Raw genomic sequence first — 23,805 nt, forward strand, 5'->3', positions numbered from 1 at the left:
CGCCCCCACCGGCACGTCGTCCCCGACGCCCTCGCCGAGCCCCACCGCCAGCGCCACCACGCCGCCTCCTTCCTCTGGCTCCGTGGGCACCGCCGTGGAGAACGAGGTCGTCACGCTGACCAACGCCGAGCGGGCCAAGGGCGGCTGCGCGCCGCTCAAGCACGACCCGCAGCTCCGCGCCGCCGCCTTCGGCCACTCCTCCGACATGGCGAAGAACAACTACTTCAGCCACACCTCGCAGGACGGCCGCAGCTTCCTCGACCGCATCAGGGCGGCCGGCTTCACCGGCGGCTCGGGCTGGGCCGAGAACATCGCCAAGGGCCAGCCCACCGCCGCCTCGGTCGTCCAGGCGTGGATGAACAGCGCCGGCCACAAGGCCAACATCATGAACTGCAAGTACAACCTGATCGGCGTGGGCGCCGCCACGGCCTCCGGGGGCCAGATCGTCTGGACCCAGGACTTCGCCGCCCGCTAGCCGGCAGGAACCGCCCGTCAGGGGTGGTCTCTCGCCGCCCCGCGGCCCGGCCACGGTGATCGCCGTAGCCGGGCCGCGGGGCGCCCGGCATCCCCCACGAGGGCACGCCGCGCCGGGGTCATCCCAGTGACGCGCGCAGGCGGGCCATCTCGCCGGCGATCGTGGTCACGTTCCAGTGCGCGTTGAGCCCGCTCGGGTTCGGCAGCACCCAGACCCGGGCGCCCCCGACCGGCTCGGGCTGAGGCCCGATGACCGCTTTGGGGCGTTCGAAGGCCGTCCGGTACGCCGAGATGCCCAGCACGGCCAGCACCCGGGGCCGGGCCCGCGCCACCTTGGCCGCCAGCCCGGCCCCGCCCGCCACGAGCTCCTGCCTGGTCAGCTCCGACGCCTTGGCGCTCGCCCTGGGCACGATGTTCGTGATGCCCAGCCCGTACGAGGGCAGCAGGTGCTGCTCGGCGGGCGCGAGCAGGCGAGGCGTGAAGCCGGACAGGTGCAGCGCGGGCCAGAACCGGTTGCCCGGCCGGGCGAAGTGATGCCCGGTGGCCTCGGACATGAGGCCGGGGTTGATGCCGCAGAACAGCACGTCGAGCGGAGGAGTCAGGACGTCTTCGAGCACGTGCCGGAGATTAGCCGACGTCCGCCCGTGCCCGCTTCACCCCATGTCTTCGAGCTTGCGGCCCTTGGTCTCCTTGACCCACTTGGCGACGAAGATGAACGACAGCAGCGCGAAGAGCGCGTACATGGCGTACGTGAGCGGCAGGTTCCAGTCCGCCAGCGCCGGGAACGTCACCGTGATCAGCCAGTTGGCGACCCACTGGGCCGCGGCGGCGAGACCGAGCGCGGCGGCGCGGATGCGGTTCGGGAACATCTCGCCGAGCAGCACCCAGACGACCACGCCCCAGGACAGCGCGAAGAACAGCACGAAGAAGTTGGCCGCGACGAGCGCGATAAGACCCTGCGGATCCGGCAGCGTGACCGACTCGCCCACGGTCCGCGCGGCGCTGAACGCCCACGCCGCGGTGGCCAGCGAGATCGCCATCCCCGCCGAGCCGATGAGCAGCAGCGGCCTGCGCCCGATCTTGTCCACCAGCGAGATCGCGATGAACGTGCCGATGATGTTGATGATCGAGCTGGAGAAGCTGATCAGCAGGGAGTCGCTCTGGTTGATGCCCACCGACTGCCACAGCACGGACGAGTAGTAGAAGATCACGTTGATGCCGACGAACTGCTGGAACGCCGACAGGGCGATCCCGATCCAGACGATGGGCAGCAGCCCGAACGCCGGCCCGCGCAGGTCCTTCACCCCGGGCACCCGCTCGGTCCGCAGCACCCGCTGGATCTCCGCGACCCGGGCGTCGAGGTCCACGTCGTCGCCCTCGACCTCGGCCAGCACCTCCCGTGCCCGCTTGGTCCGGCCCGACATGATCAGGTAGCGCGGCGACTCGGGGATGGTCGAGGCGAACAGCAGATACAGCAGGGCCGGCACGACGCAGGCGCCCAGCATCCACTGCCACGCCTGCAGGCCCCAGAGTGGGTTGTTGACGTTCCCCCCGGCCAGCCGGGCGAACAGGTAGTTGACCAGCTGCGAGATCGCGATGCCGAGCACGATGGCCAGCTGCTGGAACGACCCGAGCCGGCCCCGGTAGGCGGGCGGCGCCACCTCGGCGATGTACGCGGGCCCGAGCACCGACGCCATGCCGATCGCGAAACCCGCCACCACCCGCCAGACGGCCAGGTCCCAGACCGCGAACGGCAGCATCTGCCCGATCGAGCTGATGGCGAACAGCAGCGCCGCCACCTGCATCGACCTCGTACGCCCCAGCCGGTCGGCCAGCCCGCCACCCACCCACGCGCCCAGGGCCGAGCCGAGCAACGCGATCGCCACCACGAACCCGATCTCGACCGGCCCCACGTCGAAGTACTTCTGGATGCCCACGACGGCGCCGTTGATGACGGCGCTGTCGTACCCGAACAAGAACCCGCCGATGGCCGCCGCCGCCGTGATGAACACGACGTGGCCCAAATGCTCATGATGGGTGTACTGAGTAGCCATACAGGTCCTTCCCCCGGATCGGGGCATACCCGCAGGTCACTCGCGTACGGCCAGGCTTACCCAAGCTTTAGAGACGGGGGTCGACCGGCTCCGACTCCAAGGCCAGCACGGCGAACACCGGCTCGTGCACCCGCCAGCCCGCCTCGCCGTCCGCCAGCCGCGACAGCGCCTCCAGGCCCAGCGCGTACTCGCGCAGCGCCATCGAGCGCTTCTTGCCGAGGAAGCGCCTGCGCAGCACGTCGAGCGACTCGGTGTAGTCGGGGCCGTAGATGATCCGCAGGTATTCGCGGCCGCGCACCTTGACCCCCGGCTGCACCCGGCCGGGCGTGTAGGAGGCGGGCTTGACCACCATGCCCTCGCCGCCGGCCGCCGTCATCGACTCCCACCATTCGGTCGCCTCGGCCCGGGACCGGGGCGAGTCGAGCGTGACGAAGACGTGCCCGGTCCTGGTGATCAGCGGCGAGTCGAGCGCCGCCAGCGTGGACAGGTGCCAGGCGTGCGGCTCCAGCGCCGTGGCCCGCCCTTCGCAGGCCAGGATCTGGAACGGCGCCAGCCTGACCCCCTCCAGCCCGTCGACCGGCCAGCAGTAACGCGCGTACGCGGCACGGAACAGGGCGGCGTTGGCGTCGCGGCGCCGGGTGCGGGTCAGCAGGTCGCCCACGTCCAGGCCGCGCCCGGCCGCCGCCTCCAGCGCCGAGACCGCCTCGGGCAGCGCGGCGCGGGCCGCCGCCCCGACGGAGGCGTACTGCGACTTGATCAGCTCGCCGGCCTTGGCCGACCAGGGCAGCAGCTCGCAGTCGAGCGCCACCCAGTCGGAGCCGAGCTCGGCCCACAGCGGCTCGCACGCCTCGCGCAGCCGATCGACCAGCGGCGCCATGTCGGCGAAGAACGGCCGCCCGGTGCGGGTGTAGACGGCGCCCGCGCTCCCGTCGGTCACCCCGAACCTGGCCGTCGCCACCTCGGGCGTCCTGGCCAGCACGGCCACGGCCCGCGAGCCCATGTGCTTCTCCTCGCACACGACCTCGCGCACCCCGGCCGCGGCGAACTCCTCGAACGCCTCGTGCGGGTGCTCCAGGTACCCGTCGAGGGCCGAGGTCTCCGGCGGGGCCATGGTGGGCGGCAGGTAGACCAGCCAGCGCGAGTCCACCGCGAACCTGCTCATGATCTCCAGCGCCGCGGCCGCGTTCTCCTCCATGACCTTGACGCGGGAGCCGAACCTGGTCTCGACGTAACGGGTGCCGATCACGTCGTTGATGTCCAGCATGCCGGGGTCCCGGGAGGACGCGTCGCTGAGCGGCTTGGCCGGCTCGTACCACACCTTCTCCGCCGGGACCTGGACGATCTGGCGCTCCGGGTAGCGCAGCGCGGTCAGGTGGCCGCCGAACACGCAGCCGGTGTCGAGGCAGATCGTGTTGTTGACCCACTCCGGCCGCGGCGTGGGCGTGTGGCCGTAGACGACCATGGCCCGGCCGCGGTACTCGTCGGCCCACGGGTAGCGGACCGGCAGGCCGTACTCGTCGGTCTCGCCGGTGGTGTCGCCGTACAGGGCGAACGAGCGCACCCGGCCGGAGGCGCGGCCGTGGTAGGCCTCCTTGAGCCCCGCGTGCGCGACGACAAGGCCGCCTCCGTCGAGCCGGTAGTGGCTGAGCAGGCCGTCCATGAACGTGCGCGCCCGCTCCACGAACTCCGGCGGCTGCGCGGCGAGCTGGTCGAGCGACTCCTGCAGCCCGTGCGCGACCTTGACCTTGCGGCCGTTGAGCGCGCGCACCAGCTTCTGCTCGTGGTTGCCGGCCACGCAGATCGCGGTGCCCGCCTCGACCATGTCCATGACCAGGCGCAGCACGCCCGGCGTGTCGGGCCCGCGGTCCACCAGGTCGCCGACGAAGACCGCCGTACGGCCATCGGGGTGGGTGAGCCCTCCGTCGCCGTGCCGCCAGCCGAGCTCGCGCAGCAGCGTCTCCAGCTCCGCGCGGCAGCCGTGGACGTCGCCGATGATGTCGAAGGGACCGGTCAGCTCGGTCTTGTCCGACCACGCCTTGTCGTAGGCGACGGTGGCGCCCTCGATCTCGTCGAGCCCGCGCAGCACGTGGACCCGCCTGAAACCGTCGTTGGAGATCTTGCCGAGCGAGCGGCGCAGGTCCTTGCGCTGCCTGATCACCACGCCCGGGCCGAAGTCGCGCTCCGGCCGGGCGGCGTTGCGCTCGATCGCCACCTCCTCCGGCACGTCGAGCACGATGGCGTCGGCCAGCACGTCGTGCCTGCGTGCCAGGTCGAGCAGGCTCTTGCGGGCGGCGTACTGGACGTTGGTGGCGTCCACCACGGTGAACAGGCCCCTCGCCAGGCGCACGCCGACGATGTGGTGCAGCAGGTCGAAGGCCGCGGGGGTGGCCGACTGGTCGTTCTCGTCGTCGGCGACCAGGCCGCGGCAGAAGTCGGAGGAGATGACCTGCGTGGGCTTGAAGTGCCGGGCGGCGAAGGTGGACTTGCCGCTGCCCGACACGCCCACGAGCACGACGAGGGAGAGCTCAGGAACGCTGATCACGGGTGAACACTCCCATCTGGGTGGGCGGGCCGACCTCGGGGTCGTCCTCGCCGACCGGTTCGAACGCGACCTGGTAGCCGTGCCGCGCGGCCACTCCGGTGGCCCACTCGGCGAACTCGGCGCGCGTCCACTCGAAACGGTGGTCGGGGTGGCGCAGCCCGGTCAGGAACTCGTAGCGGACGTTGTACTCGATGTTGGGGGTGGTGACGATCACGTGCTCGGGCTTGGCGCGCTCGAACACGACGCGTTCGAGCGCGGCCAGGCGGGGCGGATCCACGTGCTCGACGACCTCCATGAGGACGGCCGCGTCGTAGCCGGACAGCCGCTTGTCGGTGTAGGTGAGCGCGCCCTGGAACAGGGTGAGCCGCGCGCGCTTGCTGTCGGGCATGCGGTCGAGGCGCAGCTTGCGGGCGGCGATGGTGAGCGCCATCGAGGAGACGTCCATGCCGCCCACCCGGGCGAAGCGGGGCTTGGACAGCAGCGCGCCGACCAGCTCGCCCTGGCCGCAGCCCAGGTCGATCACGCTGACCGCGCCCAGGTCGGCCAGCTTGGCGAGCACGGCCTCGCGCCGCAGCGTGTTGAGCGGCCTGCTCTTGGCCTCGCCCGCCTGCACCTCTTCCTGCGCGTGTCCGTCAGTCGCCTGCGCCTCGGCCGTCTGCTCGTCGGCCGCCTGGGCCTCGGCTTCCGCGGTGGCGGCCTCGTCGGCGGCGGTCACCTCGGCGGGCGCCTCCTCCTCGACCGCCGGCTCCAGTGCCTCCTCGGTCTCGTCGTCGAGCTCGGCCAGCCTGGCCAGCGCGGTGCGGGCCAGCGCCCAGCGCCGGCCCAGGTAGCGCCGGGTGATCAGGCCGCGCTCCGGGTGCGCGTGCAGCCAGCCGCCGCCCGCCCTGATCAGCTTGTCCACCTCGTCGGGCGCGATCCAGTAGTGCTTGCCGTCGTCGAGCACCGGCAGCAGCACGTAGAGGTGGTTGAGCGCGGCGGACAGCAGGACGGTGCCGCGCAGGGTGAGCCGGAGATAGCGCGACTCGCCCCACTCGGGAAAGCCCTCGTCCAGCGGTGACGCCTGCGCGTCCACCGTCCACCCGAGCGGCTCGAACAGCCGCCGGGCCAGCTCGGGACCTCCGCGGCAGGGCAGCGCCGGCAGCCGCAGCTCCAGCGGCAGCGGCGTGCCGGGCAGTTCGGGCCGGGCGTTGCAGCGCCCCGCCCGCGCCGTGCGGAACACGTCGCCCAGAGCCACCGCCAGCAGCGAGGATGCGGCGTAGGGGCGGTCGTTGACGTACTGCGACAGGCTGAAGTCGGGCGAGCTCCTGCCCCGCGACCTGACCAGCGCGATCGGGTCGACCTCGAGCATCAGCGCCGCCGTGCAGCGCTCGTCGCCCGCCTCCGGATAGAACACCGTGGCCGTGCCGAACGACTGGCTGAACTCCTGCACCCGTCCGGGATGCTTGTGCAGGAGAAAGCCCAGGTCGGTGGCGGGGCTCGCGGTGGTCGTGATCGTCAGCAGCACGTCCCAAGTCTGCCGCAACCCTCCGAAGCCCCGCCAACCGATTACGAACCGGCCGATTCCTACACGTTGGGGAGCACCTCGGCCGCGATCAGCTCCAGGTGCTCCAGGTCGGCCAGATCCATGATCTGCAGATAGACCCGTTCCACACCGAGCTCGGCGAACTTCCCGATCTTCTCCAGCACCTCGGCCGGGGTGCCGGCCAGACCGTTCTCGCGGAGGTTGTCGGGGTTCTCGCCGATGGCCGCCGCGCGCCGCTCGACCTCCGCCCGGTCTGCGCCCACGATGGTGGTCTGTGCCACGGAGTACGTCACGCCGCGCCCGGTCTCCGCACACGCCTCGCGCACCCGCGCGAACGCCTCGGCCGTGTCGGAGAGCGTGCGGAACGGCACGTTGTACTCATCCGCGTACGCCGCCGCCAGCCTCGGCGTCCGCTTGGCGCCGAACCCGCCGATGATGATCGGCGGCCGTGGCCGCTGCGCGGGCTTGGGCAGGGCGGGCGATTCCACGAGCCGGTAGTAGCGGCCCTCGAACGAGTAGCTCTTCTCCGCCGTCCACAGCCCGGTGATGATCTCCAGCTGCTCCTCGAACCGGCCGAACCGCTCGCCCTGCGGCGGGAACGGGATGCCGTACGCGGAGTGCTCCCCGTCGAACCAGCCGGTGCCGAAGCCCAGCTCGGCCCGGCCGCCGCTCATCTGGTCCACCTGCGCGACGCTGATCGCCAGCGGCCCCGGCAGGCGGAACGTGGCCGGCGTCACCAGCGTGCCCAGCCTGATCCTGGAGGTCTCCCTGGCCAGGCCGGCCAGCGTGATCCAGGCGTCGGTCGAGCCCGGCCCCGGGTCGCCCGCGCCGATGCGCTGGTAGTGGTCAGACCGGAAAAAGGCGTCAAAGCCCAGCCGTTCGGTGGCCTGGGCGACAGCGAGCAGGTCGTCATATGTCGCGCCCTGCTGTGGCTCGGTGAAGATCCGCAGCTTCATGCCCACATTATCCGCACAGAACGGACGTGAACCGGAAAAGACCCGCGCCGCGTCGTAGGCGCTTGCTAGCGTTCGAGACCTGCGCGGTACGTAGCCGACCGACCACGTGGAGTGTCCTATGTCGCGGCACAACCGGGAGCGCGGAGTGCTCCCCCGTCCCCTTGCCGTCCTGGGCGCGCTCGCGCTCGCCGCCGTGACCGGCGTCGCGATCCGCATGCTTCCCGCGGGGGCCGCCGCACCCGCGCCGAAGCCGCCGCCGGTGGCGTGGCACACCCCTGCCGCCGCGCCACCGGCGGCAGAGCCGCTCGCCGGGTTCGTGGGGTTCGTCGACACCGCCGAGGATCCGGGCTTCGACCTGCCGGCCGACTCCCGCCGTACCGGAATCCGCCGCTACGCGCTGGGCCACCTCGTCTCCGGCGGCGACGGCTGCGCGCCGAAGTGGAACGGCCCGCTCGACCCGGGCCAGAACCGGGTGGCCAACCGGATCGGCCGGCTCAGGGCGCTGGGCGGCGACGCCGCTCCCGTGTTCGGCGGGCCGGACGGCCAGGAGCTGGCCGTCACCTGCCGCCGGCCGGGCGGGCTGGCCTCCGCCTACCGCAGGGTGGTGGGGGCGTTCGACGCCGCCTCGATCGACTTCGAGGTGCGCGACAGCGCCGACCGGGCCGCGGTGCTGCGCCGGGCGCGGGCCATCCACGCCGTGCAGCGGGAGCGGCGGCTCGGGGTCAGCTTCACGCTGCCGCTGAAGCCGTACGGGCTGAGCTCGGGCGACGTCGCGATGCTGCGCGCCACCCACCGCGCGGGCGCCACGGTCGAGACCGTCAACCTGCTGGCCGGCATCGAGCCGCGCACCGCGCCCAGCGGCCGCCTGCACAGGGTGGCGGCGGCCGTGCTGGCGGCCAGGGACCAGGTCGCGCGGGCGCAGGACCTGCCCGACCCCGAGCAGGCGTGGCCGCGCATCGCCCTGACTCCCGTGCTGACCGGCCGGTCCGACCTGAGCGAGACGGACGCCCGAGCGCTGGCCTCGTACGCGACCCGCCACGGGCTGGCCTGGTTGTCGCTGCGCGGAGTCGCCCCAAAAGCTGATGTATCCCGAATTCTCTGGAGCACCTCTTCCGGAAGATAGGATTCAAAGCCGAGGGTTCACAGGAGCGGGGAGATTGCGTGATGGCGGCGCGTCCGGAGACGGCGCGAAAGATCCTGCTCTACTGGATGGACGCCATGGGCGGCGTGATGGCCGCCATCTACGTGACGCTCATCGTGCTCCACCTGGTCAACGACCGGATCTCCGCGCTCGTCGCGACGGTCGTGCTCGGGTGCATGATCGGCTTCTTCGCGCTCTTCCCCTTCCTGCTCAGGGACGCCTATGACGCCCGGCCGCGGCCCACGCTGAAGCTGGCCGCCGCGGGGCTGTTCGCGGCGGTCTCGGTGGCGCTGCTGCCCCACCACCCCTTGGCCGGCACGGCCACGTGGCTGGAGGTCGGCGCCCTGTGGCTGTCGATCACCGCGCTCTACCTCCCGCTGGCCGCGGCCGCCGGCCTCGGCGTGATCGTGGTCGGCGGCGTCAGCGGCTACGTGGTGGCGATCACCGGCCAGCCGTGGCCCACGGTGCTGATCCCCGAGATGCTCAGCGCCACGGTGATCACGGGAGGCATGCTGCTGTGGCGCTGGCTCTGGTGGACGATCAGGGACGCGCACGACGGCAAGGAGGCGAAGGCCAGCCTGGCGGTGTCGGAAGAACGGCTGCGCTTCGCCCGTGACCTGCACGACCTGCTCGGGCACAGCCTGTCGGTCATCACGCTGAAGAGCGAGCTGGCCGCGAAGCTGGCGGTCAAGGACGCCGGGCGGGCGGCGGCCGAGATGGCCGAGATCCGCGCGCTGGCCGGCGACTCGCTGGCCGAGGTGCAGCAGGCCGTGCACGGCTACCAGGCGCTCGACCTGGACGAGGAGCTCGCGGGCGTGCGCGCCGCGCTGGAGGCGGCCGGGGCCCGCTGCGTGATCGACGCCAGGGCCGACGGTCTCTCGCCGGCCGCCAGGACGCTGCTGGCGTGGGCGGTGCGCGAGGGCGCCACGAACGTGCTCAAGCACAGCACGGCCACGCGCTGCGCGATCACGATCGACGGCGGTGTGCTGGAGATGCTCAACGACGGCGTGCCCGCGCACCCGTCCGTGCCCGGCAACGGCCTGCGCGGCCTGTCGGAGCGGCTGACCACGGCGGGCGGCTCCGTCACGGCCGAGCCGACACCGGCCGGGGAGTTCCTGCTGCGGGCGGCGGTGCCCGCATGATGCGCCGGGCGACCAGGCTGGACAAGGTCCGCTGGCTGATCGTCTACTCCTCCGACCTGCTCCTGCTGCTGTCCCTCGTCAGCTACTACGACCTGTTCGTCCGGTGGCAGCTCGGGGTGCCGTTGCCGCTGGTCCTGGCCGCCGCCGCCCTGATGCTGATCTTCAACGTGCTGTCGGTCCGGCCGTTCAGGATCGCCATGCGGGGCGGCCGGCGCCCCACGGCCATCCTGGCGGTCACCGGAACCATCGTCCTGCTCCTGTCCGTCTTCCCGATCATGTATCTGATCCCGGTGTGGCTGGGGTTGCTGGCGCCGTTCGTCCGCAGGCGGACCATCGTCGTCCTGTCGGTCGTGTCGATCGTGGCCGTCAACGTCTACGTGGGCGTGTTCGGCGGCTTCGTGCTGCCGCTGTTCGTGGTGCAGACGGCGTTCACGGTCATCTGCGTGGGCGGCCTGCTGGCGAACCTGTGGCTGTGGCAGGTGGCCAAGGAGGCCCACGAGGGGCAGGAGGCGCTGTCCAGGCTGGCGGTCTCCGAGGAGCGGCTGCGCTTCGCCCGCGACCTCAACGACCTGCTCGGCCAGAGCCTCGTGGACATCTCGGCGCGGACGGCGGGGGCCGAGCGGGCGCTCGCCGCCGACGGCGCGAGCGCGGCGGCCGAGATGTTCGAGGTACGCGACCTGGCCAGGCGGTCGTTGCGGGAGGTGCGCAACGTCGTGCAGAGCTACCGGGCCATCGACCTGGACGAGGTGCTGGCCGGGGTGCGGGCGGTGCTGGAGGCGGCGGACGTACGCTGCGTCGTGCGCGCGGAGACGGGCTCGCTGACGCCGGAGACGCGCACGCTGCTGGCCACCGTCGTCCGGGAGGGCGCGACGAACGTGCTCAAGCACAGCAGGGCCGAACGTTGCACGATCACGATCGAGGATGGGGTGCTGGAGATGTCCAACGACGGGGTGAGCGGGCCGGTGGGCGAGCACGCGCCGAACGGCCTGGCCGGGCTGGCCCAGCGGGTGCGCGCGGCCGGCGGCACTCTGGAGGCGCAGCCGACCGTCGAAGGCCGCTACCTGCTGCGGGCGGCGGTGCCCGCATGACCACCCGCGTGCTGCTGGCCGACGACGAGCACCTGATCAGGGGTGCCATCGCGGCGCTGCTGGACCTGGAGGACGGCATCGAGGTCGTCGCCCAGGTGGGCAGGGGTGACGAGGTCGTGGCCGCCGTGGCCGAGCACCGGCCCGACGTGGCCGTGCTGGACATCGAGATGCCGGGCATGGACGGCCTGAGCGCGGCCGAGCAGATCAGCGCCCAATGCAAGATCGTCATCCTCACCAGTTTGGGCCGCCCCGGCTACCTGCGCAGGGCCATGGCCGCCGGCGTCAGCGGCTTCCTCGGCAAGGACGCCTCGGCGGAGGAGCTGGCGATGGCGATCCGCAAGGTCCAGGCGGGCGGCCGCTACCTGGACGCGGAGCTGGCGGCGGCGGCGATGGCGGCCGGCGACAGCCCGCTGACCGAGCGCGAGCGCGACGCGCTGCGGCTGGCCGGCGACGGGGCCACGATCTCCAGGATCGCGGCCGAGCTGCACCTGACCGAGGGCACCGTGCGCAACTACCTGTCGAGCGCCATGACCAAGCTCAACGCCCAGAACCGCCTGGAGGCCATCCGCACCGCCCAGCGCATGGGCTGGCTCTGACCTGTGCCGACCAGGTAAAAAGACCGCGTAATTAGCCACAGAACGCCTGTCCGCTCCAGCACTGCCGCACCCGCGGTCCCCGCGCTGTACTCGATCTCGGCCGCCGAACCCGGCGGCCGGGCATCGACAGAGGGGGATGGATGAGGAACCACAGCGGCACGCCGGTCACCGGCCGCGGTTCGATGGGCGCGGTCCTGCGCCGGCACGGGGTGCGGGCGCTGACCGCGGCGGCGGCGCTGGCGGCCACGCTGCTGGCCGTCGCCGGGCCGGCGCACGCGACCACCAACGTCAGCGTGTCCGGCGGCGCACTGCAGATCAGCTCGGGGGCCGCGGCCGACGACATCGCCGTGTTCGTGGACACGGACGGCTCGCTGATCATCAGGAACACGGCCGACACGGTCGTCGCGAGCGCGCCCTGCGTGGGGCTGACCGCCAATGAGGTGGACTGCCCGAGCGCGGGCATCACGGCCGTCACGGTGAACACGGGAGCCGGGGACGACTCCTTCCGCAACCGGACCTCCCTGCGGACGAAGGCGTTCATGGGGACGGGCGCGGACCTGTTCTTCGGCGGTCTGAGCAGGGACATCGCCTCCGGTGACGACGGCAACGACCGGCTCGCCGGGCTCGCCGGGGACGACCTGCTCATCGGCGGCGCCGGCGCCGACACCGCCAACGGCGCTGACGGCACCGACACGTGCGACGCCGAGATCGAGTCGAACTGCGAGAGCTGAGCGGACCGGGGGAAGGCCCGGCCTTCCCTCGTTGACCGCCGGCAGTCCCGTCCCGTCACGCGCGGGGCGCTGCCGGCGAGGCCGATCGAACAGCAGCGGCCCCATGATCACATCTGTGGTCATGGGGCCGTCGGCGTTCAGCGCCGAAGGCCCCTTTCCCGCGGCTCGACTCCTGCGCTATATTGCAAATTGCCATATGGAAGGGGGCAGCATGGCAAGACGCCATGACCTGGTCGGCCTGACCGTGCTCGCCCTGCTCACGGTGCATCCGAGTCACCCCTACGAGCTGCACCGATTCATCGTCAGCACGCACAAGGACTACATCACCGGCCTGCCGCGCAGCCTCTACCACGCGGTCGAGCGGCTGGCCAGGGACGAGCTGATCGTGCCCACCGGCACCGACCGCGAGGGCCGCAGACCGGAGCGCACGGTCTACGAGATCACCGAGGAGGGCCGCGAAGAGCTGCTCTCCCGACTCCGGCAACTGCTGGAGAGCCCCGACCCCGACAGGCGCGCCTTCGTCGCCGCCATCTCGCTCATCGGCTGCCTGCCGCGGCAGGAGGCCCTGCGCGCGCTGCGCGTACGGGCGGCCACGATCGAGGGCACGCTGGCCGGGATGCGGGCCCACATGAGCGCCCAGACCCATAGCGGCCTGCCGGCGATCCTCATGCTGGAGGTCGAGCTCGAGCACGCGCTCAACGCGGCCGAGCTCGGCTGGATCAAGGATCTGATCGACCGCGTCGACAAAGGGGCGCTCGACTGGGCCCCTGACCCCCCACCCATGTAGAACCGGCCGCCGGGGTGCGCCAACACGCCCGGCGGCCGCACATCCGAACAAGGCGCCTGCCCTGCCCGAACTCACATTCACAGGATAGGCGCCCCGATCAAGGGAGCCGTACATGTCCACAGAGATCGTCCGCCTGCTCGCCCAGATGACGGAGACCTGGAACGCCGGCGATTCGGCCGGTTACGCCGGGCTCTTCACGGAGGACGTCGACTACGTCACCTTCTTCGGCCTGCACCTGAAGGGCCGCGAGGCGGTGGAGGAGACGCACCGCGAGCTGTTCAAGACCTCGATCAAGCTCGGCGAGAGCGATGGCGAGCCGCAGATCAGGCGGCTCACCGACGACGTCGCCTTCGTCGTCGCCGGCGGCACCTCGTCGGTGAACGGCAAGCCCGACCCGAGCCGGACCTCCGTCGTCACCATGACCGCGCTGCGCACGCCCGAGGGCTGGCGCTTCGCCTCCTTCCACAACACCCGGGTGAGCCGGCCATGACCAGGAAACTGCTCGTGGAGGTGGCCGGCGTGGTGTGCGCGCCCGTCGAGCAGGTCTGGACGGCCGTGCTCGGCGACGCCCCGGACCACCCGATGCGCACCGAGCGCGGCGACCACACCGTCGCCTACCAGGGCGGCTGGTGGTATCGCGGCGAGTGGTCGGTGACCCCGCACGCGGAGGGCTCGACCCTGCTGCACCGCGTCTACTGCGTGGCGGGGCCGTACTGGGCGGTGGCGCTGGCCAACAAGGGGTTCGCCGGGTTCGGCCGGCGCACCCGCCGGAGCTTCGCCGAGGGCCTGGCCGGCATCGGCGAGCGGCTGGGCTGCGCCACCAGGCTCGTCCAGCGGTAGGACCCGGTCCAGGCCGTCAGGCCGTGGGGTCGCCGCCGTGCGTGGTCACGCGCGGCGGCGACCCTTGACGGGCCGTCCCCGGCGCCGACTTCGAGGTCGAAAGGCGGCGGACGACGGTGAACGGTTTGCCGGCGAACACCGGCAATCAGCCGGATTCACTCCTTGACCAGCAGCGCCACGCATTCCACATGGTGGGTCATCGGGAAGGCGTCGAAGGCCCGCAGGTCGGCGAGGCGGTAGCCGCGCTCGCCCAGCCAGGCGAGGTCGCGGGCGAGCGTCGCCGGGTCGCAGGAGACGTACACGATCCGGGAGGCGTCCAGCGAGGCGATCCGCTGCACCACGTCGCGGCCGAGGCCGGAGCGCGGCGGGTCCACCACCACCAGGTCCGCCCGCTCGATCTGGAACCGGTCGAGGGCCTCCTCCACCCGCCCCCGCTCGATCCGGGCCTGGGGCAGGTCGCGCAGGTTGGCGCGGGCGTCGCGGACGGCGGCGGCCTCCGACTCCAGTCCGAACACCGCGCCCTCCGGCCCCACCGCCTCGGCCAGGCCGGCGGCGAACAGGCCCACCCCGCAGTAGAGGTCGAGCGCCCACTCCCCCGGCTCCGGCGCCCCGTAGGCCATGACGGCGTCCAGCAGCGTCTCCGCGGCCCCCGGGTGCACCTGCCAGAAGCCGCTCCCGGCCACCCGGAACACGCGGTCGCCCACCTGCTCGTGCAGCACCCCTGAGCCCCTGCGCGGCACCGTGCGGCCCTTGCCCTGGTCGAGCAGGATCGAGGCGGGCGCGTCGAGCTCGGGCACGGTGACGCTGCGCCGGGGCCTGGGCGAGACCACCACGGCCCGGTCACCCCCCGAGGACGCGATGACCTCGATGCCGGCCGCTCCCGGCCAGTCGTACTCCTCCGCCGCGACCGCCTCCACCTCCGGGTGGGCGATCAGGCAGGCGTCCACGACCTCGATGTCGTGCGAGCGGTGCTTGCGGAAGCCGAGCCGGCCGGTCGGCAGCGCGGCGAACTGCACCCGCGTACGCCAGCCGAGGCCGTCCTTGGCTCCCGGCACCTCCTCGACCACGACCTCGCGCTCGATCCCCGCCAGCCGGTGCAGCTGCTCCGCCACGACCTGCGCCTTGAGCCGCCGCTGCGCCTCCTGCGTGGCGTGCTGCCAGTCGCAGCCGCCGCACCGCCCGGGACCCGCGTAGGGGCAGGGCGGCACGACGCGGTCGGGCGAGGCCTCCAGGATCTCGACGGCGTCGGCCCGCAGGAAACGGGTGGTCTCCTCGGTGACGTCGGCGATGACCCGTTCGCCCGGCAGCGCATGCCGGACGAACACCACGCGCCCTTCGTGGCGCGCCACGCACCAACCGCCGTGCGCGACCGGACCTACCGTCAGCTCGAGAGATACCTGTTCCACACTGACCACCCTATGGGGGACCGCGTCCAGCACGGTCCGCACCCATGCCCCGACGTGCATCACTACTCTCACGACTTGATCCACTACTCTAGGTGGTCGTGGAGAGAGGGCGGGTGGTTCGGCGGCGGCTCGGTTTCGGGGGGACGCTGCTGGCCACGCTGTTCGCCTGCGCCTCCCTGACCCCGTCGCTGCTCCCCCGCACGTGGCTCTACCAGGGCGTGATGGGCGCGGTCACCGGCATTCTCGGCTACGCCGTGGGCGCGTGCGCCGGCGCGCTCGGCCGGAAGGCGATCTCCTACCGGCCGCCCGAGCGGTGGCGCAAGGTCGCCTGGCGGGTGCTGATCGGCGGCTGCCTGGCGCTGGCGGCGGTGGCGCTCTGGTACAGCTACGACTGGCAGCGCGACCTGCGGGCGCTCATGGGCATGGACACGCGGATCACGTGGTTCCCGCCGCTGATCCTGGCCGTGACCGTCCTCCTTTTCACGATAAGTCTGGTCATTTCCAGACTCGTACGCCTAGGCGGCCGCAAGCTGATCACCTGGCTCGACCGGTTCGTCCCCGTCATCGTCGGCCAGGTCGTCGGCGTGATCGTCATCGGCTTCCTGGTCGCGGTGATCGCCAACGACGTGCTGTTCGACGGATTCGTGGCCAGGATGAGCGACGTCTCCTCGGTCACGAACGAGGGCACCCACCCGGGCCTGCTCAGGCCCGCATCGGCCAAGCTGTCGGGCGGCCCCGGCTCGCTGGTCACCTGGGAGTCGCTGGGCAGGGAGGGCCGCCGCTTCACCGCCACCGCCGCGCCCCCGGCCCGGCTCGCCGCCTTCTCCGGCCGCCCGGCCGCCGAGCCCATCAGGGTGTACGTCGGCCTCGACAGCACCACCTCGCCCCAGGCGCAGGCCGCCCTGGCTGTGCGCGAGCTGGAGCGCACCGGCGCGTTCGGGCGGCCGGTGCTGGCCGTGCTCGGCACCACCGGCACCGGCTGGGTGGACCAGCGCATCGCCGACACGCTGGAGTACATGTACAACGGCCGCTCGGCGCTGGTCGCGCTGCAGTACTCGTACCTGCCGAGCTGGGTGTCGTTCCTGGTCGACAGGGACAAGGCGGCGGCCACCGGCCGGGCGCTGTTCGAGGCGGTGCGCGCCAGGTGGGAGCGGCTGCCGCCGGCCGGGCGGCCCCGGCTGCTGCTGTCGGGCGAGAGCCTGGGCTCCTACGAGCTGGAGCAGGCCTTCCGCGGCCTGGACGACCTGGTGACGCGGACCGACGGGGCCATGTTCGTCGGCCCGCCGAACGCCAACCCCATCTGGCACCACCTCACCACCGCCCGCGAGCCCGGCAGCCCCGTCTGGCGGCCGGTCTACGACGCGGGCCGGACGGCCAGGTTCGCCCAGCACCCCGCCGACCTGCGCGAGCCGCCGGGCCCCTGGCCGCACCCGCGCGTGGTCTATCTGCAGAACGACTCCGACCCGGTCGTCTGGTGGTCGCCCGACCTCATCTACCGCCGGCCGGCCTGGCTGGAGGGCGCGCGCGGCCCGGGCGTCAACCCGCAGATGAACTGGTTCCCGCTGGTGACGTTCTGGCAGGTGCTGGTGGACATGACGGCGGCGCTGTCGGTGCCGCCCGGCCACGGGCACCGCTACGGCGCCAACATCGTGAACGGCTGGGCCGCGGTCGCCGCGCCGGCGGGCTGGAGCGCGTACGACACCGTGCGGCTGCGCGCCCTGTTCAGCGGCTCCTGATCTGCCCCTCGTCCTTGACCGCCTGGTGCCAGGGACGGCGTACGGAGCCGGGCGCGAACGGCTCCGGCCTGCCCTTGAGCCGGTCGGAGGAGTGCAGCTGCCACGGCACGCTGGTCACCATGACCCCCGGCTTGAACAGCAGCCGCGCCTTCAGCCGCAGCGCGCTCTGGTTGTGCAGCAGGTGCTCCCACCAGTGGCCGACCACGTATTCGGGGATGAACACGGTCACCACGTCGCGCGGCGAGCGCCTGCGCAGCGTCTTGACGTAGTCGAGGATGGGCTGCGTGATCTCGCGGTACGGCGAGTCCAGCATCTTGAGCGGCACCGGGATGCCGCGCCGCTCCCACTCCTCCTGGAGCTTGCGCGCCTCCTCGCCCTCGACGCCCACGGTGACGGCCTCGAGCGTGGACGGCCGGCTGGCGCGGGCGTACGCGAGCGCGCGCATGGTCGGCTTGTGGATCTTCGAGACGAGCACGATCGTGTGGTTGCGCGCGGGCAGCATGGCGGGCTCGTAGTCCTCGGTGAGCTCCAGCTCGGCCGCCACGTTGTCGTAGTGGCGCCTGATGCCCTTCATCATGAGGAACAGGATCGGCATCGCGATGCACACGATCCACGCCCCGACCAGGAATTTCGTCAGCAGCACGACCACGAGCACCAGCCCGGTCATGATCCCGCCGAAGAAGTTGATCACCCGCGAGCGGTGCATCTGGTGGCGGATCTTGGGGTCGGTCTCGGTCTTCAGGTGGCGGGTCCAGTGGATGACCATGCCGGTCTGGCTGAGCGTGAACGAGACGAAGACGCCGACGATGTACAGGTTCAGCAGGCGGCTGACGTCGGCCTGGAACCCCCACAGCAGCAGGCACGCGCCGAGCGCCAGGATGATGATGCCGTTGGAGAAGGCCAGCCGGTCGCCGCGGGTGTGGAGCTGGCGCGGCAGGTAGCGGTCCTGCGCCAGGATCGAGCCGAGCACGGGGAAGCCGTTGAAGGCCGTGTTGGCCGCCAGGAACAGGATCAGCGCCGTGACGGCCGAGATGATCACGAACGGCAGCGACCCGCCCCCGAACACCGCGTCGGCCACCTGGGAGATGATCGGCTGCTGGTAGTAGCCGGGGCCGACCGGCGTGCCGTCCGGCCTGAGCAGGTCTTCTGCCACCACGGAAGGCTCGGCCACCTTCACCCCGGACGCCAGCCCGAGCGCGATGATGCCGCCGAACATGGTGATCGCGACCAGGCCCATCATGAGCAGCGTGGTGGCGGCGTTCTTGCTCTTGGGCTTGCGGAAGGCGGGCACGCCGTTGCTGATGGCCTCGACGCCGGTCAGGGCCGCGCAGCCGGAGGAGAACGCGCGCAGGATCAGGAAGGCCGCGGCGAAGGTGGTCAGGTTGGTCTGCTCGGGCTCGATGGTGAAGTGGGCGCTCGGCGCCTGGATCTGCTCGCCCAGCACCAGCAGCCGGAACCCGCCCCAGGCGATCAGGATCAGGACGGAGAACATGAACGCGTACGTGGGCACGGCGAAGGCCGCCCCGGACTCGCGGATGCCGCGCAGGTTGACCACGGTGAGCAGGACGACGATGACGATGGCGACGGCGGGCTTGTGCTGGCCCACGAACGGGATCGTGGCGCCGACGTAGTCGACGCCGTTGGCGACGGACACCGCGACGGTCAGGACGTAGTCGACCATGAGGGCGCTGGCCACGGTGAGCCCGGCGTTCTTGCCGAGGTTGGTGGTCGCCACCTCGTAGTCGCCGCCGCCGCTGGGGTAGGCGTGCACGTTCTGGCGGTACGAGGCCACCACCGTGAGCATCACGACCACGACGGCGATCGCGACCCACGGGCTGTAGGTGTAGAAGGACACACCGGCCAGCGACAGGATGACCAGGATCTCCTGCGGCGCGTACGCCACGGAGGAGAGCGCGTCGCTGGCGAAAACGGGCAGGGCGATGCGTTTGGGCAGGAGTTGCTCGTGGAGCTGCCCGCTGCGCAGGGCCCTCCCCACGAGCAAGCGTTTGACAAGATCCGTTACCTTCGCCACGTAACGAGATGCTAGCCCCATGCCGAGGCCCTAAACGAGGCACTCCCCCATCGGGCCATACTGGTGTCCAGCAACCGGCCGACCGCGGAGATGCGGGGGGAAATGCATATAGTGATCATGGGGTGTGGCCGGGTCGGCTCGACTCTTGCCCACATCCTCGAAGACAACGGCCATTCCGTCGCCATCATCGATCGCGATCCGCAGGCGTTCCGCCGGCTTCGCGCCGGTTTCCGGGGGCGGCGGGTGACGGGCGTGGGCTTCGATCGCGATGTGCTCACCGAGGCGGGCATCGAGTCCGCGTCCGCCTACGTGGCGGTCTCCAGCGGCGACAACTCCAACATCATCTCGGCCCGGGTGGCGCGCGAGACGTTCGGCGTGGACAACGTGGTGGCCCGCATCTACGACCCCCGGCGGGCCGAGGTCTACCAGCGGCTGGGCATCCCGACGGTGGCCACCGTGCGGTGGACGGCCGACCAGATCCTGCGCCGCATCCTCCCCGAGGGCGCGGAGCCGCTCTGGCGCGACCCCACGGGCACGGTCGTCCTGGCCGAGGTCACCGTGCACACCTCCTGGATCGGCACGCGCGTCGTCGACCTCGAAGAACGCGCCAGGACCCGCGTCGCCTACATCAACCGCATGGGCGAGGCGCTGACCATCGCGCCCGACACCATGGTCCAGGAAGGCGACATCCTGCACGTCATCGCCGCCGAGAACGACATGGACCGGATCAACAAGGTGCTCGCCGCGGCACCGGAAGAGGACGACTGATGCGCGTCGCCATCGCCGGAGCCGGCGCCGTCGGCCGCTCCATCGCAGCCGAGCTCCTGGAGAACGGCCACGAGGTGCTCCTCATCGACAGCGACCCCCGGGCCATCAAGATCGACAGCGTCCCCCGCGCCGAGTGGCTGCTCGCCGACGCCTGCGAGATCGCCTCGCTCGACGAGGCCGGGCTCAACAACTGCCACGTCGTGGTCGCCTCCTCCGGCGACGACAAGGTCAACCTCGTGGTGTCGCTGCTGGCCAAGACCGAATACGGCGTGCCGCGCGTGGTGGCCCGCATCAACCACCCCAACAACGAATGGCTCTTCAACGAGTCGTGGGGCGTCGACGTGGCCGTCTCGACACCGCGCCTGCTGAGCGCCCTGGTGGAGGAGGCGGTGAGCGTGGGCGACCTCGTCCGCCTGATGACGTTCCGCCAGGGCCAGGCCAACCTGGTGGAGCTCACGCTCGCCGAGGACGCCCCTGTCGTGGGCCAGCGGGCGGGCTCGGTGCCGTGGCCGGTGGACGCGGCGCTGGTGGCGATCCTCCGGGAGGGCCGCGTGCTGGTCCCGACGGCCGACGATCCACTGGAGGCGGGCGACGAGCTGCTGTTCGTCGCCAGCCAGGAAGTGGAGCAGGAGCTGGCGCACCTGCTGTCCCAGCACTGACGATGGACGCCGCGCAGGCCCGGGCGAGGTTCGCCGGCGCCCGGGTGGCGCGGCTCGCGACCGTCGGCGAGAGCGGCGCGCCCCGGCTGGTGCCGGTGACCTTCGCCGTCCAGGGCGACGAGATCGTGACCGCGGTCGACCACAAGCCGAAGCGGACGACCGACCTGCGCCGGCTGCGCGACATCCGGCACGAGCCGCGGGTCAGCGTCCTCGCCGACCACTACGACGACGACTGGGCCCAGCTCTGGTGGGCCCGCGCAGACGGCACGGCGAGCGTCCACGAGAGCGGGCCGGTACGCGAGGCGGCCCTGCGCGCGCTGGCCGGCAAATACCCGCAGTACGCGCGGCGCGTTCCCGGCGGGGCGGTCATCGTGATCGCGGTCAGCCGCTGGTCCGGCTGGTCGTACACCGGATAGGGCTCGCAGACGCGGCGACCTCCCGCCGGAGCTCCGGGCGAGAGGTCCGGTCAGCCGACCATGTGGGCCATGGAGACGTCGTCGGTGTCGGCGCAGTAGCCGGGGAACTCCGCCGGGTGGTAGACCCGCACGTCGTACAGCTCGGCCATGCCGAACCCGCACTGCGCGTCCTGCGGACCGGCGAAGTCGTCGTCGGCGATCGCGGTGCCGGCCGCGAACAGCAGGGCGGCGGCGGTGATGGTGATGACGGCGATGGTCTTACACATGATCTGCCCCCGATGTGGCGTGCGATGATCTTTCGCCTGCTTCGTACCCGGCCAAGGGGATCGGCTGGTTAAGGGGGTGACCTGGAGATCTTTACCGGTTTGCCGGGCCGAGTCCCCATTCCGCGCGCAGGCCGTCCAGCGCCTGGTGGAAGCCGGGGAACGTCTTCTTGACGCAGCCGGGCTCGTCCAGCGTGATCCCGGGGGTGCGCAGGCCCGCGACGCTGAAGGACATCGCGATCCGGTGGTCGCCGTGGCAGGCGATCTCGGCCCCGCGCGGCTGCGCCGGGTGGATCTCGATCCAGTCCCGCCCGGTGCTCACCGGCACGCCGAGCCTGCGCAGGTTCTCCGCGCACGCCTCCAGCCGGTCGCACTCCTTGATCCGGGTGTTGTAGACGTCCTCGATGCGGACGGGACCGTCCGCGAACGGCGCGATGGCGGCGAGCGTGGGGACGGTGTCGGAGATGTCGCGCATGTTCACGGTGAGCCCGTGCAGCCGCCCGGTGCCGGTCACGGTCACCGAGCCGGCGCTCAGCTCCACCTCCGCCCCCATCCGGCCGAGCACCTCGGCGAAGCGCACGTCGCCCTGCAGCGAGGACGAGCCCAGCCCGGGCACGGTGATGCTGCGCCCGGTGAGCGCCGCGGCGGCCAGCGGGTAGCTCGCCGTGGAGGCGTCGGGCTCGATGGCGTAGCCGGTGGCGGTGTACGGCCCCGGCGGCACGACGAAGGTGTCGCCCACGCGCTCGGTCTCGATCCCGAAGCTGCGCATCATCGCCAGCGTGATCTCCACGTAGGGGGCCGAGACGAGGTCGGTCACGGTGATGCGCAGCCCTTCGCCGGTGAGCGGGCCGAGCAGCAGCAGGGCGGTGAGGAACTGCGAGGAGAGCCCGGCGTCGAGGGTGACCTGGCCGCCCTTGACGCCGTTCGCCCGTACCGTGAGGGGGTGGTGGCCCTCCTGGGCCTCATGCGTCAGATCGACGCCGAGCTCGCGCAGCGCCCCGGTGAGCGGGCCGAGCGGGCGGCGGCGCATCTGGGCGGAGGCGTCGAAGCGGAAGACGCCCTTCCCGGCCGCGGCCAGGGCCGGGAGGAAGCGGGCGGTCGTGGCGCCGTCGCGGCAGAACACCTCGGCCTCCTCGACGGCCGGGCCCTCCGGGCGGCCCTCGATCGTCCAGGTCTCCGGCTCGCGCGTCACGCGGTAGCCGAGGACGCTCAGCCCTTCCGCGAAGCCCTCGGTGTCGTCCGAGAGCAGCGGCCGCCGCAGGACCGTGGTGCCACGGGCGGCGGCGGCGAGGAACAGGGCGCGGGCGGTGATGGACTTCGATCCAGGGACCTGCATGATGCTCATCCCACGCAGCCTAGAGCCCGCCACCCACACCTCAGGAACGACCACGTCCCCCTCCAGCCCCACCCGGAGAACGTCCGCTTCCATCCTCCGGACGAGACCCGGGAACGGTTGCGCCCGACCTCCCAGCGGGACCGGGGAACGGCGGCGTCCGCCCTCCGGACACGTCTCAGGAACGGCGGCGTCCATCCCCGGACATAACCGGCATGCCTCGGGAACGGCGGCGTCCATCCCCGGACAGGACCGGGAGCGGCAGCAGCCGCCGCGCGGGCGCCGGGTGATCGGCCTGCGTCAGGGCCGGACGAGCGGCCTGCTCAGGGCCGGTGCTCGCCGGCAGCGGGCGCCGCCGCAGCCCTGCCGCCTCGCGCCAGCCACGCCATGACGACCAGTGCCGCCATCGACGGGACGGCGCGCAGCATCAGGCCGGCCGCCGTCCCCGCCCCTGGCTGCCCGTCGGCGAAGAACGGGCCGGCGAGCGGCAGCAGCGCGACGATCACGCGGCGTCCGGCCCCGTGGCGCAGCGCCCACGCCGCCGCCACGGCCATCAGCGCCACGACCGCGAGGTACGTCCCGTCCCTCGGGGCGACCAGCGTGCCCACCGCCGCGGTGGCGAGCGCGGCGCCCGTCCAGCCCAGGACCCGCCGCGTGCCCAGTGAGCCGGGACCGGGCGAAGGGGCGAGGGTCAGCATCGCGGCACACAGGTACATGGGCAGCACGGCGCTCGCGAAGCCCCCGAGTCCCGTGGCCTCATTCAGGATCAGGAGCACGCCGTCCGACTCCACGTACACGGCGGACCAGGGCAGATCACGCTGGAGTTCGAGCCAGGTGGCCGCCAGCGCGAACGTCCACGCGCAGGCGACCGCCGCCCGGTGCCGGCCGAGCCACGCCGCCAGCGCGACCAGCCCGTACGGCAGAGCGTAACCGGCCAGCTCCAGCAGGAGCACCGCCTCCGCGCCGTAGAACCCGCCGGGCAGTGCCATCCCCGCGTACGCCATGGCCCGCGCGAGCATGGCCACGAGCAGCACGACGGGGGCGACGAGCGCGGCCAGGTCCACGGCCTCACGCCAGCGCCGCCGCGACTCGGGCCGGACCGCGTGACGCAGCCGGATCGACAGCCCGCCGCGCACCACGTCGAACGCGTCGCGGGCGGACGGCCTGACCCGGCCCGGCGGCGTACCGGCGAGCAGCACCGCGAGCATCTCCTCCTCGTGCCGCGCCCGATGCTCCTTCGGATACCACGCCAGCAACCTGCGGTAACCCCGCTCGAGCCGCGTCACGCGGCACCCCCCGCGATGCCCCCTGCGACGCCC

General features: G+C 72.1%; 23 protein-coding genes. 13 read left to right on the forward strand and 10 right to left on the reverse strand.

Annotated features, from left to right (window positions below):
• Positions 1-82: 82 nt before the first annotated feature.
• A complete protein-coding gene (locus ETD85_RS42065) occupies positions 83-475 on the forward strand; it encodes a CAP domain-containing protein (protein ID WP_206059205.1) in 393 nt (130 codons plus the stop codon).
• Between the two features lie 118 nt (positions 476-593).
• Here ETD85_RS42065 and mug read toward each other — a convergent pair whose 3' ends face one another.
• The 5 genes from mug to ETD85_RS42090 all read right to left on the reverse strand — a co-directional run bounded on the left by mug (position 594) and on the right by ETD85_RS42090 (position 7,548).
• Positions 594-1,091, reverse strand: a complete 498-nt coding sequence (mug, locus tag ETD85_RS42070; protein ID WP_138695426.1) for a G/U mismatch-specific DNA glycosylase — start codon at positions 1,089-1,091, stop codon at positions 594-596.
• Between the two features lie 36 nt (positions 1,092-1,127).
• Complete coding sequence (locus ETD85_RS42075) at positions 1,128-2,528, reverse strand: sugar porter family MFS transporter (RefSeq protein WP_138695427.1); 1,401 nt, start codon at positions 2,526-2,528, stop codon at positions 1,128-1,130.
• 67 nt (positions 2,529-2,595) lie between these two features.
• A complete protein-coding gene (locus ETD85_RS42080; protein WP_138695428.1) occupies positions 2,596-5,070 on the reverse strand; it encodes a polynucleotide kinase-phosphatase in 2,475 nt (824 codons plus the stop codon).
• Entirely contained in the window at positions 5,054-6,574 is a 1,521-nt protein-coding gene (locus ETD85_RS42085; RefSeq protein ID WP_138695429.1) for a 3' terminal RNA ribose 2'-O-methyltransferase Hen1, read from the reverse strand. Before ETD85_RS42085 ends, ETD85_RS42080 begins: the two co-directional genes overlap by 17 nt.
• A gap of 59 nt (positions 6,575-6,633) precedes the next feature.
• Positions 6,634-7,548 carry an LLM class F420-dependent oxidoreductase gene (locus ETD85_RS42090; RefSeq protein WP_138695430.1) on the reverse strand — a complete coding sequence of 305 codons (915 nt, stop codon included), beginning with the start codon at positions 7,546-7,548 and terminating at the stop codon, positions 6,634-6,636.
• A 118-nt stretch (positions 7,549-7,666) separates the two neighbouring features.
• Here ETD85_RS42090 and ETD85_RS42095 point away from each other — a divergent pair, with 118 nt between their 5' ends.
• The 8 genes from ETD85_RS42095 to ETD85_RS42130 all read left to right on the forward strand — a co-directional run bounded on the left by ETD85_RS42095 (position 7,667) and on the right by ETD85_RS42130 (position 13,873).
• Entirely contained in the window at positions 7,667-8,671 is a 1,005-nt protein-coding gene (locus ETD85_RS42095) for a glycoside hydrolase family 18 protein (protein ID WP_138695431.1), read from the forward strand.
• Between the two features lie 41 nt (positions 8,672-8,712).
• Positions 8,713-9,831, forward strand: a complete 1,119-nt coding sequence (locus ETD85_RS42100) for a sensor histidine kinase (RefSeq protein WP_138695432.1) — start codon at positions 8,713-8,715, stop codon at positions 9,829-9,831.
• Positions 9,828-10,919: a sensor histidine kinase gene (locus tag ETD85_RS67040; RefSeq protein WP_138695433.1), complete on the forward strand. Its 1,092-nt coding sequence runs from the start codon at positions 9,828-9,830 to the stop codon at positions 10,917-10,919. The genes ETD85_RS42100 and ETD85_RS67040 overlap by 4 nt, the downstream gene beginning before the upstream one ends.
• Positions 10,916-11,515, forward strand: coding sequence for a response regulator transcription factor (locus ETD85_RS42110; protein ID WP_138695434.1), 600 nt, complete (start codon positions 10,916-10,918; stop codon positions 11,513-11,515). Before ETD85_RS67040 ends, ETD85_RS42110 begins: the two co-directional genes overlap by 4 nt.
• A gap of 140 nt (positions 11,516-11,655) precedes the next feature.
• Positions 11,656-12,246, forward strand: a complete 591-nt coding sequence (locus ETD85_RS42115; protein ID WP_138695435.1) for a calcium-binding protein — start codon at positions 11,656-11,658, stop codon at positions 12,244-12,246.
• A 211-nt stretch (positions 12,247-12,457) separates the two neighbouring features.
• Entirely contained in the window at positions 12,458-13,033 is a 576-nt protein-coding gene (locus ETD85_RS42120) for a PadR family transcriptional regulator (protein WP_138695436.1), read from the forward strand.
• Between the two features lie 112 nt (positions 13,034-13,145).
• Positions 13,146-13,523, forward strand: a complete 378-nt coding sequence (locus ETD85_RS42125; RefSeq protein WP_138695437.1) for an SgcJ/EcaC family oxidoreductase — start codon at positions 13,146-13,148, stop codon at positions 13,521-13,523.
• Positions 13,520-13,873 (forward strand): hypothetical protein, encoded by a 354-nt coding sequence (locus ETD85_RS42130; RefSeq protein ID WP_138695438.1) that lies wholly within the window; start codon positions 13,520-13,522, stop codon positions 13,871-13,873. Before ETD85_RS42125 ends, ETD85_RS42130 begins: the two co-directional genes overlap by 4 nt.
• Before the next feature lie 155 nt (positions 13,874-14,028).
• Here ETD85_RS42130 and ETD85_RS42135 read toward each other — a convergent pair whose 3' ends face one another.
• On the reverse strand, positions 14,029-15,279 hold the full coding sequence (locus ETD85_RS42135; RefSeq protein ID WP_240779777.1) for a class I SAM-dependent RNA methyltransferase: 1,251 nt from the start codon (positions 15,277-15,279) through the stop codon (positions 14,029-14,031).
• Positions 15,280-15,371: 92 nt separating this feature from the next.
• Between ETD85_RS42135 and ETD85_RS42140 the strand changes: the two genes are divergently transcribed.
• On the forward strand, positions 15,372-17,015 hold the full coding sequence (locus tag ETD85_RS42140; RefSeq protein ID WP_138695439.1) for an alpha/beta hydrolase: 1,644 nt from the start codon (positions 15,372-15,374) through the stop codon (positions 17,013-17,015).
• On the opposite strand, the gene ETD85_RS42145 is transcribed toward ETD85_RS42140, so the two are convergent.
• Positions 17,002-19,047 carry an APC family permease gene (locus tag ETD85_RS42145; RefSeq protein WP_138695440.1) on the reverse strand — a complete coding sequence of 682 codons (2,046 nt, stop codon included), beginning with the start codon at positions 19,045-19,047 and terminating at the stop codon, positions 17,002-17,004. The two genes, ETD85_RS42140 and ETD85_RS42145, sit on opposite strands and share 14 nt — an antisense overlap.
• 102 nt (positions 19,048-19,149) lie before the next feature.
• Here ETD85_RS42145 and ETD85_RS42150 point away from each other — a divergent pair, with 102 nt between their 5' ends.
• Genes ETD85_RS42150 through ETD85_RS42160 form a run of 3 tightly spaced genes read left to right on the forward strand, consistent with a single transcriptional unit; the run spans position 19,150 to position 20,890 of the window.
• Positions 19,150-19,815, forward strand: coding sequence for a potassium channel family protein (locus ETD85_RS42150; protein ID WP_138695441.1), 666 nt, complete (start codon positions 19,150-19,152; stop codon positions 19,813-19,815).
• Positions 19,815-20,474, forward strand: coding sequence for a potassium channel family protein (locus ETD85_RS42155; RefSeq protein ID WP_138695442.1), 660 nt, complete (start codon positions 19,815-19,817; stop codon positions 20,472-20,474). Before ETD85_RS42150 ends, ETD85_RS42155 begins: the two co-directional genes overlap by 1 nt.
• Before the next feature lie 2 nt (positions 20,475-20,476).
• Positions 20,477-20,890, forward strand: coding sequence for a TIGR03668 family PPOX class F420-dependent oxidoreductase (locus tag ETD85_RS42160; RefSeq protein ID WP_138695443.1), 414 nt, complete (start codon positions 20,477-20,479; stop codon positions 20,888-20,890).
• Positions 20,891-20,940: 50 nt separating this feature from the next.
• Here ETD85_RS42160 and ETD85_RS42165 read toward each other — a convergent pair whose 3' ends face one another.
• From ETD85_RS42165 to ETD85_RS42175, 3 genes are all read right to left on the reverse strand, one after another.
• Complete coding sequence (locus ETD85_RS42165) at positions 20,941-21,156, reverse strand: hypothetical protein (protein WP_138695444.1); 216 nt, start codon at positions 21,154-21,156, stop codon at positions 20,941-20,943.
• 91 nt (positions 21,157-21,247) lie between these two features.
• The gene (aroA, locus tag ETD85_RS42170; protein WP_138695445.1) at positions 21,248-22,498 is read right to left on the reverse strand and encodes a 3-phosphoshikimate 1-carboxyvinyltransferase; all 1,251 of its coding nucleotides are present in this window, start codon (positions 22,496-22,498) and stop codon (positions 21,248-21,250) included.
• Between the two features lie 311 nt (positions 22,499-22,809).
• Positions 22,810-23,805 (reverse strand): hypothetical protein (locus ETD85_RS42175; protein WP_206059206.1); only part of this gene is annotated, 996 nt, incomplete at its 5' end.

The sequence above is a fragment of the Nonomuraea zeae genome, from assembly GCF_005889725.1.
GTDB classification, from domain to species: Bacteria; Actinomycetota; Actinomycetes; order Streptosporangiales; family Streptosporangiaceae; genus Nonomuraea; species Nonomuraea zeae.

Coding starts and splice junctions, on each gene's coding strand:
- ETD85_RS42075 (WP_138695427.1), bottom strand. CDS start 2,528: ATGGCTACTCAGTACACCCATCATGAGCATTTGGGCCACGTCGTGTTC.
- ETD85_RS42090 (WP_138695430.1), bottom strand. CDS start 7,548: ATGAAGCTGCGGATCTTCACCGAGCCACAGCAGGGCGCGACATATGAC.
- ETD85_RS42095 (WP_138695431.1), top strand. CDS start 7,667: ATGTCGCGGCACAACCGGGAGCGCGGAGTGCTCCCCCGTCCCCTTGCC.
- ETD85_RS42100 (WP_138695432.1), top strand. CDS start 8,713: ATGGCGGCGCGTCCGGAGACGGCGCGAAAGATCCTGCTCTACTGGATG.
- ETD85_RS67040 (WP_138695433.1), top strand. CDS start 9,828: ATGATGCGCCGGGCGACCAGGCTGGACAAGGTCCGCTGGCTGATCGTC.
- ETD85_RS42110 (WP_138695434.1), top strand. CDS start 10,916: ATGACCACCCGCGTGCTGCTGGCCGACGACGAGCACCTGATCAGGGGT.
- ETD85_RS42115 (WP_138695435.1), top strand. CDS start 11,656: ATGAGGAACCACAGCGGCACGCCGGTCACCGGCCGCGGTTCGATGGGC.
- ETD85_RS42120 (WP_138695436.1), top strand. CDS start 12,458: ATGGCAAGACGCCATGACCTGGTCGGCCTGACCGTGCTCGCCCTGCTC.
- ETD85_RS42125 (WP_138695437.1), top strand. CDS start 13,146: ATGTCCACAGAGATCGTCCGCCTGCTCGCCCAGATGACGGAGACCTGG.
- ETD85_RS42130 (WP_138695438.1), top strand. CDS start 13,520: ATGACCAGGAAACTGCTCGTGGAGGTGGCCGGCGTGGTGTGCGCGCCC.
- ETD85_RS42150 (WP_138695441.1), top strand. CDS start 19,150: ATGCATATAGTGATCATGGGGTGTGGCCGGGTCGGCTCGACTCTTGCC.
- ETD85_RS42155 (WP_138695442.1), top strand. CDS start 19,815: ATGCGCGTCGCCATCGCCGGAGCCGGCGCCGTCGGCCGCTCCATCGCA.
- ETD85_RS42160 (WP_138695443.1), top strand. CDS start 20,477: ATGGACGCCGCGCAGGCCCGGGCGAGGTTCGCCGGCGCCCGGGTGGCG.
- ETD85_RS42165 (WP_138695444.1), bottom strand. CDS start 21,156: ATGTGTAAGACCATCGCCGTCATCACCATCACCGCCGCCGCCCTGCTG.
- aroA (WP_138695445.1), bottom strand. CDS start 22,498: ATGAGCATCATGCAGGTCCCTGGATCGAAGTCCATCACCGCCCGCGCC.